The organism is Micromonospora yangpuensis, from assembly GCF_900091615.1.
GTDB classification, from domain to species: Bacteria; Actinomycetota; Actinomycetes; order Mycobacteriales; family Micromonosporaceae; genus Micromonospora; species Micromonospora yangpuensis.
Map to the genome: position 1 here is coordinate 1,260,900 of NZ_FMIA01000002.1, position 13,386 is coordinate 1,274,285.

11 protein-coding genes are annotated in these 13,386 nt (G+C 72.4%); 5 read left to right on the forward strand and 6 right to left on the reverse strand.

What is annotated here, in order from left to right:
- Positions 1-31: 31 nt before the first annotated feature.
- The gene (locus GA0070617_RS06045) at positions 32-976 is read right to left on the reverse strand and encodes a DMT family transporter (protein WP_091434745.1); all 945 of its coding nucleotides are present in this window, start codon (positions 974-976) and stop codon (positions 32-34) included.
- A gap of 18 nt (positions 977-994) precedes the next feature.
- A complete protein-coding gene (gene glpX, locus GA0070617_RS06050) occupies positions 995-2,026 on the reverse strand; it encodes a class II fructose-bisphosphatase (RefSeq protein WP_091434747.1) in 1,032 nt (343 codons plus the stop codon).
- A gap of 171 nt (positions 2,027-2,197) precedes the next feature.
- Here glpX and GA0070617_RS06055 point away from each other — a divergent pair, with 171 nt between their 5' ends.
- Entirely contained in the window at positions 2,198-2,845 is a 648-nt protein-coding gene (locus GA0070617_RS06055; RefSeq protein WP_091434749.1) for a DUF4245 domain-containing protein, read from the forward strand.
- A gap of 231 nt (positions 2,846-3,076) precedes the next feature.
- On the forward strand, positions 3,077-3,943 hold the full coding sequence (locus GA0070617_RS06060; RefSeq protein WP_091434750.1) for a hypothetical protein: 867 nt from the start codon (positions 3,077-3,079) through the stop codon (positions 3,941-3,943).
- Positions 3,944-4,096: 153 nt separating this feature from the next.
- Here GA0070617_RS06060 and GA0070617_RS06065 read toward each other — a convergent pair whose 3' ends face one another.
- Together GA0070617_RS06065 and xseA are read right to left on the reverse strand one after the other, a co-directional pair.
- Positions 4,097-4,318, reverse strand: a complete 222-nt coding sequence (locus GA0070617_RS06065; RefSeq protein ID WP_091445971.1) for an exodeoxyribonuclease VII small subunit — start codon at positions 4,316-4,318, stop codon at positions 4,097-4,099.
- A gap of 269 nt (positions 4,319-4,587) precedes the next feature.
- Positions 4,588-5,811, reverse strand: coding sequence for an exodeoxyribonuclease VII large subunit (gene xseA, locus GA0070617_RS06070; RefSeq protein WP_091434752.1), 1,224 nt, complete (start codon positions 5,809-5,811; stop codon positions 4,588-4,590).
- A gap of 151 nt (positions 5,812-5,962) precedes the next feature.
- Here xseA and GA0070617_RS06075 point away from each other — a divergent pair, with 151 nt between their 5' ends.
- Positions 5,963-6,955, forward strand: a complete 993-nt coding sequence (locus tag GA0070617_RS06075; protein ID WP_091434754.1) for a 4-hydroxy-3-methylbut-2-enyl diphosphate reductase — start codon at positions 5,963-5,965, stop codon at positions 6,953-6,955.
- A gap of 179 nt (positions 6,956-7,134) precedes the next feature.
- Positions 7,135-7,629, forward strand: coding sequence for a hypothetical protein (locus GA0070617_RS06080; protein WP_091434756.1), 495 nt, complete (start codon positions 7,135-7,137; stop codon positions 7,627-7,629).
- A gap of 209 nt (positions 7,630-7,838) precedes the next feature.
- Here the strand turns inward: GA0070617_RS06080 and GA0070617_RS06085 are convergent, their stop codons facing one another.
- The gene (locus GA0070617_RS06085) at positions 7,839-11,135 is read right to left on the reverse strand and encodes a S8 family serine peptidase (RefSeq protein ID WP_091434759.1); all 3,297 of its coding nucleotides are present in this window, start codon (positions 11,133-11,135) and stop codon (positions 7,839-7,841) included.
- Between the two features lie 171 nt (positions 11,136-11,306).
- Positions 11,307-12,470: a DNA recombination protein RmuC gene (locus GA0070617_RS06090; RefSeq protein ID WP_091434760.1), complete on the reverse strand. Its 1,164-nt coding sequence runs from the start codon at positions 12,468-12,470 to the stop codon at positions 11,307-11,309.
- Between the two features lie 156 nt (positions 12,471-12,626).
- On the opposite strand from GA0070617_RS06090, the gene GA0070617_RS06095 reads away from it, so the two are divergent.
- On the forward strand, positions 12,627-13,376 hold the full coding sequence (locus tag GA0070617_RS06095; RefSeq protein WP_091434762.1) for a hypothetical protein: 750 nt from the start codon (positions 12,627-12,629) through the stop codon (positions 13,374-13,376).
- Positions 13,377-13,386 lie beyond the last annotated feature (10 nt).

The following is a 13,386-nucleotide window of genomic DNA, read 5'->3' on the forward strand; positions in this document are numbered from 1 at the left end:
GCCGCGTCGAGCCGATCCGAGCCGGCCGCGGTCAGCCGCGTCGACGCCGACCGGAGCCGAGGGCGGCGATCAGCACCGCGACCAGGGTCAGGGCCGCCCCCACCAGGGTGATCGGCCCGGGTCGCGAGGCCGCCGTGGGCAGCACCAGATCCAGCAGTACGGCACCGAGGATCTGCCCGGCGATGGTCGCCAGGCCGAGCAGCAGCACGCCGGTGAGCCCGACCAGCGCGGCGGCGACGGCAATGAAAGCGACCCCGATCGGGCCGCCCAGATAGAGCCACGGCTCGGTCGGCAGGCTGCCGGTCGGCCAGCCCCGTACCGCGACGTCCACGGCGAACGCGAGCAGCAGGGCCGCCAGACCGACGACGAAGTTGACGAGCGTGGCGGTCGGCGTGCTGCCGGCGGCGGCCCGGACCCGGCCGTTGACCGCCTGCTGCCAGGCCACCCCCACCCCGGCCAGCAGCGGCAGCACGGCCAGCGCCAGGGCACCCGGGTCTCCCAACCGGTCGCCGACGGCGAGCAGCACCGCCAGCACGGTGAGCACCGCCCCGGCGAGCCGGGTGACGGTGACCGGCTGCCGGCCGGCCGGGCCGATCCCCGCCCGGTCGACCAGCAGGCTGCTGCCGGACTGCCCGGCGACCACCGCCACGGTGAAGATCGCCACGCCGAGGGTGCCGATGGTCAGCCCCTGGGCGGCGACCAGGAAGGCCCCGCACACCCCGCCCAGAAGGTGCCAGGGGCGCAGCGAGCCGTCGCTGAGCGCCGTCCGCAGGGCGACCAGCCCGCCCCGCCCGGCCGCGGTGGCCAGGACCAGCACCAGCAAGATCAGCAGCCCCAGGCCGAACGAGATGACGGCGGCGGCGAACCCGTCGGCCAGCCGTACGCCCAGCTCGCCGTTGATCCGGGACTGCACCGCGACGGTGAAGCCGGCCGCGGTCGCCAGCGCCACCCCGGCGACCCGACGGGAGGTGGGCAGAGTTGCGTGTTCCGTGGCCTACTCCTGCTCAGCGAGGGGGCGGCCGTCGAAGTCGATGGCCGAGTAGAGCGCCAACTTCTCCAGCCGGTGGTACGAGTCGATCACCCGGATCGTGCCGCTCTTGGACCGCATCACGATCGACTGCGTGTACGCCCCACCGGCCCGGTAGCTGACCCCGCGCAGCAGGTCGCCGGAGGTGACCCCGGTCGCGACGAAGAAACAGTTGTCCCCGGTGACCAGGTCGTCGGTGGTGAGTACCCGGTCCAGGTCGTGCCCGGCGTTCAGCGCCCGGTCCCGCTCGGCGGCGTCCTGCGGCCAGAGCTTGGCCTGCATCACCCCGCCGATGCACTTGAGGGCGCAGGCCGCGGTGATCCCCTCGGGGGTGCCCCCGATGCCCATCAGCACGTCGATCTCGGACTCGTTGCGGGCCGCGGCGATGGCCCCGGCGATGTCGCCGTCGGAGATGAACCGGATGCCCGCGCCGGTCCGGCGGATCGTCTCGACAAGTTCGTCGTGGCGGGGGCGGTCGAGGACGCAGACCGTGACCTCGGACACGTCGGTGCCCTTGGCCCGCGCGATCCGGCGGATGTTCTCCACGGCGCCGGCTTCGATGTCCACCACGTCGGCGTAGGCCGGGCCGACGGCGAGCTTCTCCATGTAGAACACGGCGCTGGGATCGAACATCGCGCCCCGCTCGGCGACCGCCAGCACGGCGAGGGCGTTCGGCATCCCCTTGCTCATCAGGGTGGTGCCGTCGATCGGATCGACCGCCACGTCCACCTCGGGGCCGGTGCCGTCACCCACCTGCTCGCCGTTGTAGAGCATCGGCGCGTTGTCCTTCTCGCCCTCGCCGATCACCACGACGCCGCGCATCTGGATCGAGTTGATCAGCTTGCGCATCGCGTCGACGGCGGCCCCGTCGCCGCCCTCCTTGTCCCCCCGGCCGACCCACCGACCGGCGGCCATCGCTGCCGCCTCGGTGACCCGGACCAGGTCGAGGGCGAGGTTACGGTCGAGATCCTGGGGGATCCGCGTCCTGGTGTTCGTCATGGCTCTCCTCGCGACGCTGCGGGGTGGACCGGCGCACGGCCCGCTGCCGGCTCTGCCGCGCGGCTGCGCTGCCGGCTTCGCCGCTGATCCTCACACGCTGGTCAATCTAGCGCCGGGGCGGGTCGGTGGTGGCCCGGTTCCCGGGACCAGGGGGGCTGTCAAGATGGGGAGGTGGAACCCGTCCAGCCAGCCAACCGCGTACCCGCCGACCCGACGCCGCCGGACGGCCAGCCGCCGGTGACCCCGGCGACCCCGGCCCCCGACGAGCCGGTCGAGCCGACCGCTGACGCCCCGCCGTCGGTGCGGCCGTCCGAGCGCGGCCGGCGACCCCGGGACATGGCGATCTCGCTGCTGGTCCTGCTGATCCCGATCGCCCTGCTGTTCGTCTTCTACCGGGGGTTCCTCGGTGGGGACCAGCCGATCTCGATGGACCCGGCACCGGCGGTGGAGCAGGCCCGGGACGCCGGCCTCTTCCCGGTAAGCGAGCCGACCGGGCTCGGCCCGGACTGGCACCCGGTGCGGGCCAGCTACCAGACCGTCGAGGGCGGGGCGAACCTGCGGATCGGCTACGTCACGCCCGAGGGCCGTGGTGCCCAGCTGGTGCAGAGCAACGTGCCGGCGGAGCGGCTGCTCCCCGCCGAGCTGACCGCCGAGGGGCAGCCGCAGGGCTCGGTGGACCTGGCCGGGCGCAGTTGGCAGCGGTACACCGCCCGGGGCAACGAACAGGCGTACGTCCTGCTGGAGCCGAACCGTACCGTCCTGGTCGTCGGCGATGCCCGGGACAACGAACTCCGTCAGTTGGTCACCTCCCTGGGGTGACGGTGCGGTGGGATTGGTCACCGCCCTGCGGTGACGGTGCGGTGGGATTGGTCACCGCCCTGCGGTGACGAAGCGGTGGGATTAGCGAAGCCGACGTTCGGGAACAGAAGGTACGGATCCCGTCGGTCGCAGGTCGGACCGGGCGGGACCGGTGCCCGGGGTGGGCGTACGCCTCGGCACCCCACCTCCTGCGGCCCCACCCGGGCCGGACGACCGGTTGGAGATGCTCACGTGACGATTCGGCGCTTCGGCGCGGCGGTCTTCGCCGCGACGCTTCTCGCCCCCACGCTGTCCGCCTGCACCGGGACCGCCGAGACCGGGGCCGGGGCAACTCCCACGGTCTCCGGCAGCGCCTCGCCCGCCCCGTCGGGAACCGTCTCGCCCGGCCCGTCCGGCGCGGTCAGCGGCGACGCCAAGCAGGCCCTGCTGAACTCGACCAACGAGATCAAGAACGGCAACTTCCGGTTCACCATGTCCGGTGCCGGATCGACGGCACAGGGCCAGGTGCACCAGCCGAGCCAGAGCGCCCAGCTGAAGATCAGCCTCGGCGAGGCGGGATCCGACCTGATGCTGGCCCTGGACCTCATCCACGCCAAGCCGGACAGCTGGGTCAAGCTGGACCTCGGTGGTCAGGTGGCCCCGAGCCTGCCGCCGGCGCTGCGCGAGCTCAACCTCGACAAGTACCAGCACCTCGACCAGACCAAGATCCAGGGCAACCGGAGCCTCGGCTTCGACTTCGACAAGCTCGACCCGGCCGGCAGCGCGGTGCTCACCCAGGGGATCACCGAGGTCCGGCAGACCGGCGAGGGCGCGTACGCCGGCACCGTCGACGTGTCGAAGGCGGCCGAGGCCGGGTCGTTGGACACCAGCCTGATCACCGCGCTGGGCGCCCAGGCCCAGTCGCTGCCGTTCACCGCCCGGCTCGACCCGCAGGGGCGGCTCAACGAGCTGATCATCAAGATCCCAGCCACCGGCCAGACCGAGGCGCAGGACGTGAAGATCACGTACTCGGATTACGGCAACGCCACCGAGGCGCCGAAGCCGCCGGCCGACCAGACCGTCGAGGCCCCGGCGGAGCTGTACAACCTGCTCAAGTGACCCGCCGCCCGGCCGGGCAGTGACCCGCCGCCCGGCCGTGGCCGGGCAGTGACGCGGGCCCGGCGCTCGCCGGGCGGATGATGCGGGTGCCCGACCGTGACCGGGCGGGTGGACCCGGCGGCCTGCCGCCGGCCGGCTTCCTCGACCTCCGGGTCAGGAGTCGGTCGGCTGTCGGGCCGCGTCGATGCGGGTGCGCGCCCCGTCCAACCAGCGTTGACAGATCACCGCCAGCGCCTCGCCGCGTTCCCACAGCGCCAGCGACTCCTCCAGCGAGGTCCCGCCGGTCTCCAGGCGCTCCACCACCGAGGCCAGTTCGGCGCGGGCCTGCTCGTAACTGAGCCGTTCGTCCGGCCCGGCCTTCTTCTCGTCAGTCATCGCCACCATCTCAACACACCGGGTCCCGGCCACCCTCAGGCCAGGTAGCCGCTCGGATCCCGTGTCGCGCCAGCTCCGTGCCACCAGTCCCGGGCCGGGCCCAGCTTCGGGCCGGGCCCAGCTTCGGGCCGGCTCAGCTTGGGGTCGGGCTCAATACCGGGTCGCGTCCAGCTTCGGGCCGGGCTCAGCTTCGGGCCGGGCTCAGCTTCGGGCCGGGCCCAGCTTCGGGCCGGGCTCAGCTTCGGGCCGGGCTCAACCTCGGGTCGGGCTCAACCTCGGGTCGCGGTCACGGTGGCCGCGATCTCGCCCTCGGCCAGCCGGACCCGCAGCGGATCACCCCCGGCCACCTCGGTCGCGGCGCGTACCACGTGGCCGTCGGCGCGTTGCACGATCGCGTACCCCCGGTCGAGGGTGGCGGCGGGGGAGAGCGCCCGCAGTCGGGCCAGGATGTGCCGCAGGTCCTCGCCGGCGGCGGTGAGCCGATGGTCCAGGCTGCGTCCGGCGCGCTGCCGCAGGGCGGTCAGCTCGCTCGCCCGCTGGTCGAGCATCACCTGCGGCCGGGCCAGCACCGGCCGGGACCGCAGTCCGTCGAGGCGGTGCTGTTCCCGGTCGACCAGGTTGCGTACCGAACGTTCCAGCCGGTGCCGGGCCTGCCGGATGAGGCGTACCTCCTCGGTGAGGTCGGGCACCACCCGCTTGGCCGCGTCGGTCGGGGTGGAGGCGCGCACGTCGGCGACGTAGTCGACCAACGGTGCGTCGGTCTCGTGGCCGATCGCGCTGACCACCGGGGTACGGCAGGCGAAGACCGCCCGACACAGCGCCTCGTCGGAGAAGGGAAGCAGATCCTCGATGCCGCCACCACCGCGGGCCAGGACGATCACCTCGATGCTCGGATCGGCGTCGAGCACCTTCAACGCGTCGATGATCTGCGGTACCGCGCCCGCCCCCTGCACCGCCACGTTGACCGTGCGGAACTCCACCGCCGGCCACCGACGACGGGCGTTGGTCAGCACGTCCCGCTCGGCCGCCGAGGCCCGGCCGGTGACCAGACCGATCCGGCCGGGCAGGAACGGCAGCCGACGCTTGCGGGCCCGGTCGAAGAGCCCCTCGGCGGCGAGCAGCTTCTTCAACTTCTCCAACCGGGCAAGCAACTCACCGAGGCCCACCTGGCGGATCTCGTCGGCCCGCAGGCTCAGCGTGCCCCGGGCGGCGTAGAACTCCGGCTTGGCGTGCAGCACCACCCGGGCACCCTCCCGGAGCTCCGGCGCACCGGCGTCGAGCACGTCCCGGTTGGTGGTGACGGTCAGGCTGAGATCCGCCGATGGGTCACGCAGAGTGATGAAGACCGTGCTCGCTCCCGGCCGTCGGCTGATCTGCGCCACCTGCCCGTCGACCCAGACCCAGCCGAGTCGGGCGATCCACGCCCCCACCTTCTGGCTGACCACGCGTACCGGCCACGGCTGTTCGGAGCTGCTCCTACCATCCTCACCCACCCGCCCACCCTACGGACGCCCGCCACCCCCCACGACCCCACCACCTGTAAGGAAGGGCCCCTTCCTATCGCTTTCTGTTGTACAGGGGGCCCTTCCTTACCCCCGGTCGCGGTGGATGTCGGGGGTGGGGAGAGGCACGTACGATGGGTGGGTGACTGAGGCTGACCCGACTCCCCGGACCGGCAAGCGCGTGCTCCTGGCCAACCCCCGCGGCTACTGCGCGGGCGTGGACCGCGCGGTGCAGACCGTCGAGGAGGCGCTCAAGCTCTACGGCGCCCCGATCTACGTCCGCAAGCAGATCGTGCACAACAAGCACGTGGTGCAGACCCTGGAGGCCCAGGGTGCGATCTTCGTGGAGGAGAACGAGGAGGTGCCGGAGGGTGCCACCGTGGTCTTCTCCGCGCACGGCGTGGCACCCGAGGTCCACGAGCAGGCCAAGGCCCGCTCGCTCAAGGCGATCGACGCGACCTGCCCGTTGGTGACCAAGGTCCACCACGAGGCCCGCCGGTTCGCCGCCGAGGACTACGACATCCTGCTGATCGGTCACGAGGGGCACGAGGAGGTCATCGGTACCGCCGGTGAGGCTCCGGCCCACATCCAGCTGGTCGACGGTCCGGACGACGTACAGAACGTCACCGTCCGTGATCCGAACAAGGTCGTCTGGCTCTCCCAGACCACCCTCTCGGTCGACGAGACGCTGGAGACGGTCGCCCGGCTCAAGAAGCGGCTGCCGCTGTTGCAGTCGCCGCCCAGCGACGACATCTGCTACGCCACCTCCAACCGGCAGCACGTGGTCAAGGAGATCGCGGCCGAGTGCGACGTGGTGATCGTGGTCGGCTCGCGCAACTCCTCCAACTCGGTACGCCTGGTCGAGGTGGCCCTGGACGCCGGAGCCCGCGCCGGGCACCTGGTCGACTTCGCCACCGAGATCGACGACGCCTGGCTGACCGGGGCCGGCACCGTCGGTGTCACCTCCGGCGCCAGCGTGCCGGACGAGCTGGTGCAGCAGGTGCTGGCCCACCTGGCCGAGCGGGGTTTCACCGACGTCGAGGAGATCACCACCGCCGACGAGCGACTCGTCTTCTCCCTGCCGCAGGAGCTGAAGCGGGACATGAAGGCCGCCGCTGCCGCCGCCCGGGACTGAGCCCGCTGAGCACCGCCGGGGCTGAGCACCGTCCGGGAGTGAGCACCGCCCGGACGGGTGGTTCCGGCCGTGGACCGACGGCGCGTGCGGGTGGCGTGACCGGGCCGTCGGCCCCGCTCCGACCCGGGTCCGCGCCAGCGGGTGGGAACGGAACTTCTCCCGGGTACGTCAGAGCTGGTATGAGGACTACTCGGATCGCCCTTCCCGCCCTCGTCGCCTGCCTGGTGCTGAGCGCCTGCGGTGGCCAGGGCCCCGGTGACGTGACCGGCGAACCCGGCAGCACAGGAGGACCGTCGATGGCCACCCCCACCGATCCGACCGACCCCACGGGCCTGCCCGATCCCACCGCCTCGGCCGATCCGACCGCTGCGGTGTCCCCGTCGCCCCCGACCCGGCTGCCGAAGCTCAGCCCGCCCGCCACCCGGCCGGCCGAGCCGCCGGTGCCAAACCCCGGTGGCTCCGGCGGACCGGCCGCCACCACCCTGACGGGGACGGTCGAGGCCGGGGTGGAGCCGGGCTGCCTGTTGCTGGACGGCCACCAGTTGGTCGGTGGCCCCCGTGACGTGCTGCGGGCCGGCGCCCGGGTGACCGTCACCGGGCAGGTCCAGCAGGACCTGATGACCACCTGCCAGCAGGGCATCCCGTTCCTGGTGGCAAGCGCCCGCGCGGCCTGAGCCGCGCTCACCCGGCCTGGGCCGGAGCCCCGCTCGCGCCCGCGCCGGAGTGGCGCTCACCCGGCCTGGGCCGGAGCTCGGACGTGCCGGAGCTCGGACGCGCCGGGGCCCCGATGTGCCGGGGGCCCGATGTGCCGGGGGCCCGATGTGCCGGAGCCCGGCCCCGAGGATCGGGGGCCGGGCTCCGGTGTCGAGCGGGTGCCGGTGGGTCAGTTCACCGCGTCGATGGCCACCGCACCGCGGCCGACGACCGCGCCCTCGGTGGTCACCACGGCCAGCTCACCCTGCAGTTCCCGGCCGGCGGCCGGGGTGGACAGGGCGGTCACCGTACCGGTGAGGGTGGCGGTGGCGCCGTACGGCAGGGTGAGCGGGGTGCTCGGGGCGGCGAGCGTGCCCAGCGACGGGGCCGAGAACGAGTCCCGGTAGTCGTAGGCGGTGCTGGTGCCCGGCCCGTCGACGGAGTAGCCGTCCACCACGATCCGGTAGGTGCCCGGTGCCGGGTTGGTGATGGTCACCGCCTCCTCGGAGTCACCGTCGGCCTGCTGGCCCACCAGGGTGGTGCCCCGGTAGACGAAGAGATCGAGGTCGGCACCGGGGTTGGCGGTGTTGCCGATCCGGGCGGAGAGGGTGGTCGCCCCGGCCGGAACCTCCACCGTGAACTCCTGCTGCGCGCCGTCGGCGATGGTCGGCCGTTCGGTGTGCACGCTGGAGAGCGGGCCACCCCGTCCGGTCACCGAGACCGGACCGAAGGTGTTGGTCAGGTCCCAGGTCACCGGGGTCGGCGTACCGGCGGTGACCGCCGGCAGTTCGACCACGGCCGGCGAGAGTGCCACGCCCTGGATCCGGGCCCGCAGGTGGAACGGGTTGTTCAGCGCCGGCGAGGTACGCCGTGACTCCACCTCGATCTCCCAGACCCCGGGAATCGGGTTCTGGTAGTCGCGTTCCTGCGGCTTGCACGCGTTGGCGTCGGAGAAGTTGGTGAAGCAGGCGGTGCTGGCGGTGCTCTCCACCGGCACGCCGTACGGGTTGATCGCGATGAACCGGGTCTGCGAGCCGGTGGCGATGCCGGAGAGGTTCACCTGCAGCGCGCCGGCACCCGGCGGCACCGTCACGAAGAACGAGGTGAAGCTGTTGCGGTCGACCGTACCCTCACCGGAGAAGGAGAAGCTCGGCCTGGTCGGCTCGTGCGGAACGACCACCGTGACCGGGATCTCGAAGTCCACCGTGGAGGTGTTCGGGTCGTCGATCGTCATCAGCACGGCGTGCAGTCCACGGGCGGTCGGCCGGGCGGTGACCGGGATGGTGACCGGCCGGTTCAGCGCCAGCGACACCTGCTGACGGGCCCGGAAGGTCCCGTCGTTGCCGCGCAGCGTGATCTGGTGCGGGATCCCCTTGGCCGGGCCGCTGGTCCGGGTGATGGTCACCTCGTACGCCCGGGACTGGTTGATCCGGTGGCCACCGTCGGCGGTCGCGCACCGGTTGTACACGCCGCTGCCCCGGTGCGGGTTCGGCACGAAGGTGCCGAGGTCCCGGTCGTACCGGGTCAGGTTGGCCGACAGCGGGGTGCAGACCGGCGCGTCCGAGAGGTACGAGCGGGCCTCCACGCCACCGGCGAGCAGCTCCCAGCTGGCCGGTACGTCGAACATGCCGTACCCCTGGGCGTAGGTCGGCACGTCGGCGATCGGCTTGCCGGCGGTGTAGATGGCCCGGCGCAGCGCGGCCGGGCTGACCCCGCGGTCGGTCGCCTTGGCGGCCGAGAGCAGCAGCGCGGCGGCACCGGCGGCCTGCGGTGAGGCCATCGACGTGCCGTTGAGCATCTGGTAGCCCGGGGGCAGCGGGTAGCCGGCCTCCGGTACCGGGTTGCCCGGCTGCCAGAGCGGCGCGGTGGAGATCGCCGAGCCGGGGGCGGCGATGTTGGGCTTGAAGCCGCCGTCCTCCCGCGGACCCCGGGAGGAGAAGTTGAACAGCGCGTTCTCCTTGCGCACCACCGAGCCGTAGTTGGCCAGCCAGGTGTCCTTGCTGATGCTCGCCGCGACGCTCACCACGTTGCTGGCCACCGACGGGTCGCCCACGGTGTTCGCGCCCGGGCCGGAGTTGCCGGCCGAGATGAACATCTGCACGCCGTAGATGTCGATCAGGTCGTTGTAGAGCTGCGCGCGGGCGTTGGACCCGTCGTTCAGGGTGGGCAGGCCACCGATCGACATGTTGATCACGTCGACCTTGCGGTTGACCACCAGGTCGACCATGCCGGTGGTGAGCGCCGCGGCGGTGCAGCCGCCGCCCCACGAGCAGGCCCGGGAGGAGACCAGCTTGGCACCGGGTGCGGCACCGTCGAAGGCGGCGTTGCCGAGCATGTCGTTGGCGGCGGTGATGCCGGCGACGTGCGTGCCGTGGGTGCTCTCCACGATGCCGATGTTGACGTAGTCGACCAGGCCGGGGCCGCCGGCCGGGCTGGTGTCGACGTTCTTGCGGTACTCCACCACGAACGGGATCTGCTCCCGGACCGGGGTGGCCGGGTTGTCGGTGCCGAAGTGGCCGACCTGGAAACGCTCCCGGTACGGCCGGATCAGCTCGTCGGCCGAGAAGTTGCGGTCCTGGTTGGCGTCGACCCAGATGTTGTTGGTCTGCGGGTCGAACAGGACGCCCCAGGCGTCGGTGGTGTCACCGTCGCGGTTGACGTCACCGCGGGCGTCGCTGTTCGCGGTGATCGACTCGCTGAACCGGTTGAACCGGTAGGTGCCGGCCGGCGCGGTCCAGGTGAGGCCGGCGGCGGTGAAGGTGGGGCCGGCGACCTCGGTGATCATCGCACGCCAGCTGGCGTCCTCCAGCGGGTCGGTGGCGGTCACCCAGTCGACGATCTTGCGCTCGCCCGTGGTGGTCTGCTGCAGGGCCGGGTGGTCCAGGTCCACCCCGGAGTCCATGATGCCGATCGTCACGCCCCGGCCGTCCCACTGCGGGTTGTCGGCCTTGAAGGCCTCCGCGCCCGTCTCGTTCGTGGGCATGTACGGGTTGACGCCGGGCGTCTGCGCGTCCGGGCCGGCCAGGGTGCTGCCCTGGGCGGTGGCCGTCGCGCCGTTCGGGGCCCGCTCCGGAGCCGGGTCGGGCAGCGGGATCGTCTCGTCGAGGTCGACCGCGGCGACCCCGGGCAGGGTGGCGGCCTTGAGGACCTGGCCGGTCGGCACCTTGGCCAGCACGTAGCCGACCCGGTCGAATTGCTGGCTGACCGTACCGCCGAGCTTGCGGACGCCGTCGGCGACCTGCTTGGTCTCGCCCTTGTCGGCGGCGACGATCAGGGTCACCGTGGCGGCCTTCTTCGCCTGGGCCTGGGCCAGCAGCTTGGCGTCGTGCGCGCCGAGGGCCTCGGCGGCGGTGGCCGGTGCGTCGGAGGTGCCGGGGGCGGCGCTGGCGGTGCTGGCACCACCGGCCACGGAGATGGCTCCGGCCGCCATGACCGAGGCGATGAAGGCGGCGGAGGTACGCCGACTCCGATTGCGGGGTTTGCTCACGTTCGGTATCCCCCAGGATGATGAGGGCCCCGAGAGATCGCGGGGCGTGGTGTGAGCGCATCCTTTGTCGTCCCGCCCGTCGATGTCACTACTCGGCAGTGCGTTGTGACCAGGTCGTGACGTGTGGCCGTACACAGTGTCATGTTTAAGGTGATGAAACTCGGACACACCTCAGCGGTCGGTCGATGTGGACGCCGCCCCGTCGGCCAACTCGGGCGCCTGCGGTTGGCGCGGCGCCACCTCAAGCTGACCCGGGGTGGCCAACTCCTGATCCGAAACGCCCAACTCGGCGAGCTTGCGGGCGCTGACCAGCACCCGCGCCTCCAGCGACCCCACCGCCCGGTTGTACGCGGTCACCGCCCCGCCCAGCGAGGTGCCCAGCTTGCCGACGTGCTCACCGAGGGTGGAGAGCCGCCCGTACAGCTCCCGGGCCAGTGAGTGCACGGCCACCGCGTTGCGGGCCAACGACTCCTGCCGCCACGAGTACGCCACCGTACGCAGCAACGCGACCAGGGTGGCCGGCGTGGCCAGCACGACGTTGCGGGCGAAGGCGTGCTCCAGCAACGTCGGATCGCGCTGCAACGCCACGTCGAGAAAGGTGTCGGCCGGCACGAACAGCACCACGAACTCCGGCGTGCTGTCGAACGCCGCCCAGTACGACTTGGCCGCCAACGCCTCGACGTGCATCCGCAGGTGTCGGGCGTGCAGGGTCAACTGGGCCTCGCGGCCCCGCTCGTCCCGGGCCTCCATCGCGGTCAGGTACGCGTCGAAGGGCGCCTTGGCGTCCACCACCACGCTCCGGCCGCCGTGCAACCGGACCACCAGGTCGGGGCGTACCGTCTGGTGGTCGGCGGCGGCGGTGACCTGCTCGTTGAAGTCACAGTGCTCCAGCAGGCCGGCGGCCTCGACGATCCGCCGCAACTGGTGCTCGCCCCAGCGGCCCCGGACCTGCGGCGCACGCAGCGCCGACACCAACTGCTTGGTCTCGGTACGCAACTCACCCGAGACCGCGCCCATCGCCCGCACCTGCTCCCGCAGTTCGGCGTACGCGTCGACCCGGTCCCGTTCCAACTCGGCCACCCGGGACTCGTAGCGCAGCAGCGTGTCGTGCAGCGGTGCCACCGCCCGCGCCACCGCCTCCTGGGACTGGGCGGTCGCCTCGAAGCTCAACGCCCGCATCGACTGCTCCAGCCGTCCCTCGCCGGCCTGCGCGGCGGCCAGGGTCGCCTCCAACCGGGCCACCTCGGCGGCCGTCCGGGACCGGGCGGCGAGCCAGCCGAGCGCACCACCGGCGGCGAGGCAGACGACCACCACGGCCAGCGTCGAGAACTCCATCCCCGAAGCTTGCCAAACCCCACCCCCACCGCTGTGTAAGGAAGGGCCCCTTGTTAACGCTTTTCGTATAGCGGGGCACCCCTCTCACACCCCCGAAGTTGATCAACGTCGGTCGCCCGGAGGGCGGGTGTGGGCCGGCCCGGGTACCGTCGAGTCATGGATTTTCTGCTGGTGGTCGTACTCGTGGCGCTTGTGGCGGGCGGTTTCCTGTGGTGGCGGCGGGAGAGCGCCGCGCGGCAGGCCCGGGAGTTGGCCGACGTCCGGGCCGACGCGCAGCGCTGGTACGAACGGCTCGGCGGCCAGGTGATGAACCTGCACGGCGACGAGCCTGCGGTCCGGCAGGCTCTCGTCGACGCCGGCGAGCGGTACAACGCCGCCGGCAGTCAGCTGGAGCAGGCCCGCACGGCGCAACAGTTCCGGCTGGCCCGGGAGACCGCCCTGGAGGGACTCGCCTACGTCCGGGCGGCCCGTACGGCGCTCGGCATCGACCCGGGGCCGGAGCTGCCGCCGCTGGCCGCCGCCCAGGGCGTGGGGCAGATCACCAAGGAGCGGCAGGTCGATGTGCAGGGGCAGACCTTCAAGGCCGGCCCGCAGCCGGGGCGGGACACGCCGTACTACTACCCGGGTGGGCGGATGCAGGGCCGACCGGTGCCCGCCGGGTGGTACTCGACGCCCTGGTGGAAGACGGCGCTCGGAGCCGGTGCCGGTGTCCTCGGTGGCATGCTGATCGCCGACGCCCTGCTCTCGCCCAGCTTCGGCGACCCGGGCTACGCCGAGGGTTACCAGGACGGCATGGGTGACGCCGGTGACATGGGTGACATGGGCGGCGACATGGCCGGCGGGGACATGGGCGGCGACTTCGGCGGTGGTGACTTCGGAGGCGGTGACTTCGGCGGCGACTTCTGAGCCGACGCCG

Bases quoted from the DNA above. Each gene is read 5' to 3' on its own strand.
- glpX (WP_091434747.1), bottom strand. From the start codon at position 2,026: ATGACGAACACCAGGACGCGGATCCCCCAGGATCTCGACCGTAACCTC.
- GA0070617_RS06065 (WP_091445971.1), bottom strand. From the start codon at position 4,318: ATGACTGACGAGAAGAAGGCCGGGCCGGACGAACGGCTCAGTTACGAG.
- GA0070617_RS06080 (WP_091434756.1), top strand. From the start codon at position 7,135: ATGAGGACTACTCGGATCGCCCTTCCCGCCCTCGTCGCCTGCCTGGTG.
- GA0070617_RS06090 (WP_091434760.1), bottom strand. From the start codon at position 12,470: ATGGAGTTCTCGACGCTGGCCGTGGTGGTCGTCTGCCTCGCCGCCGGT.
- GA0070617_RS06095 (WP_091434762.1), top strand. From the start codon at position 12,627: ATGGATTTTCTGCTGGTGGTCGTACTCGTGGCGCTTGTGGCGGGCGGT.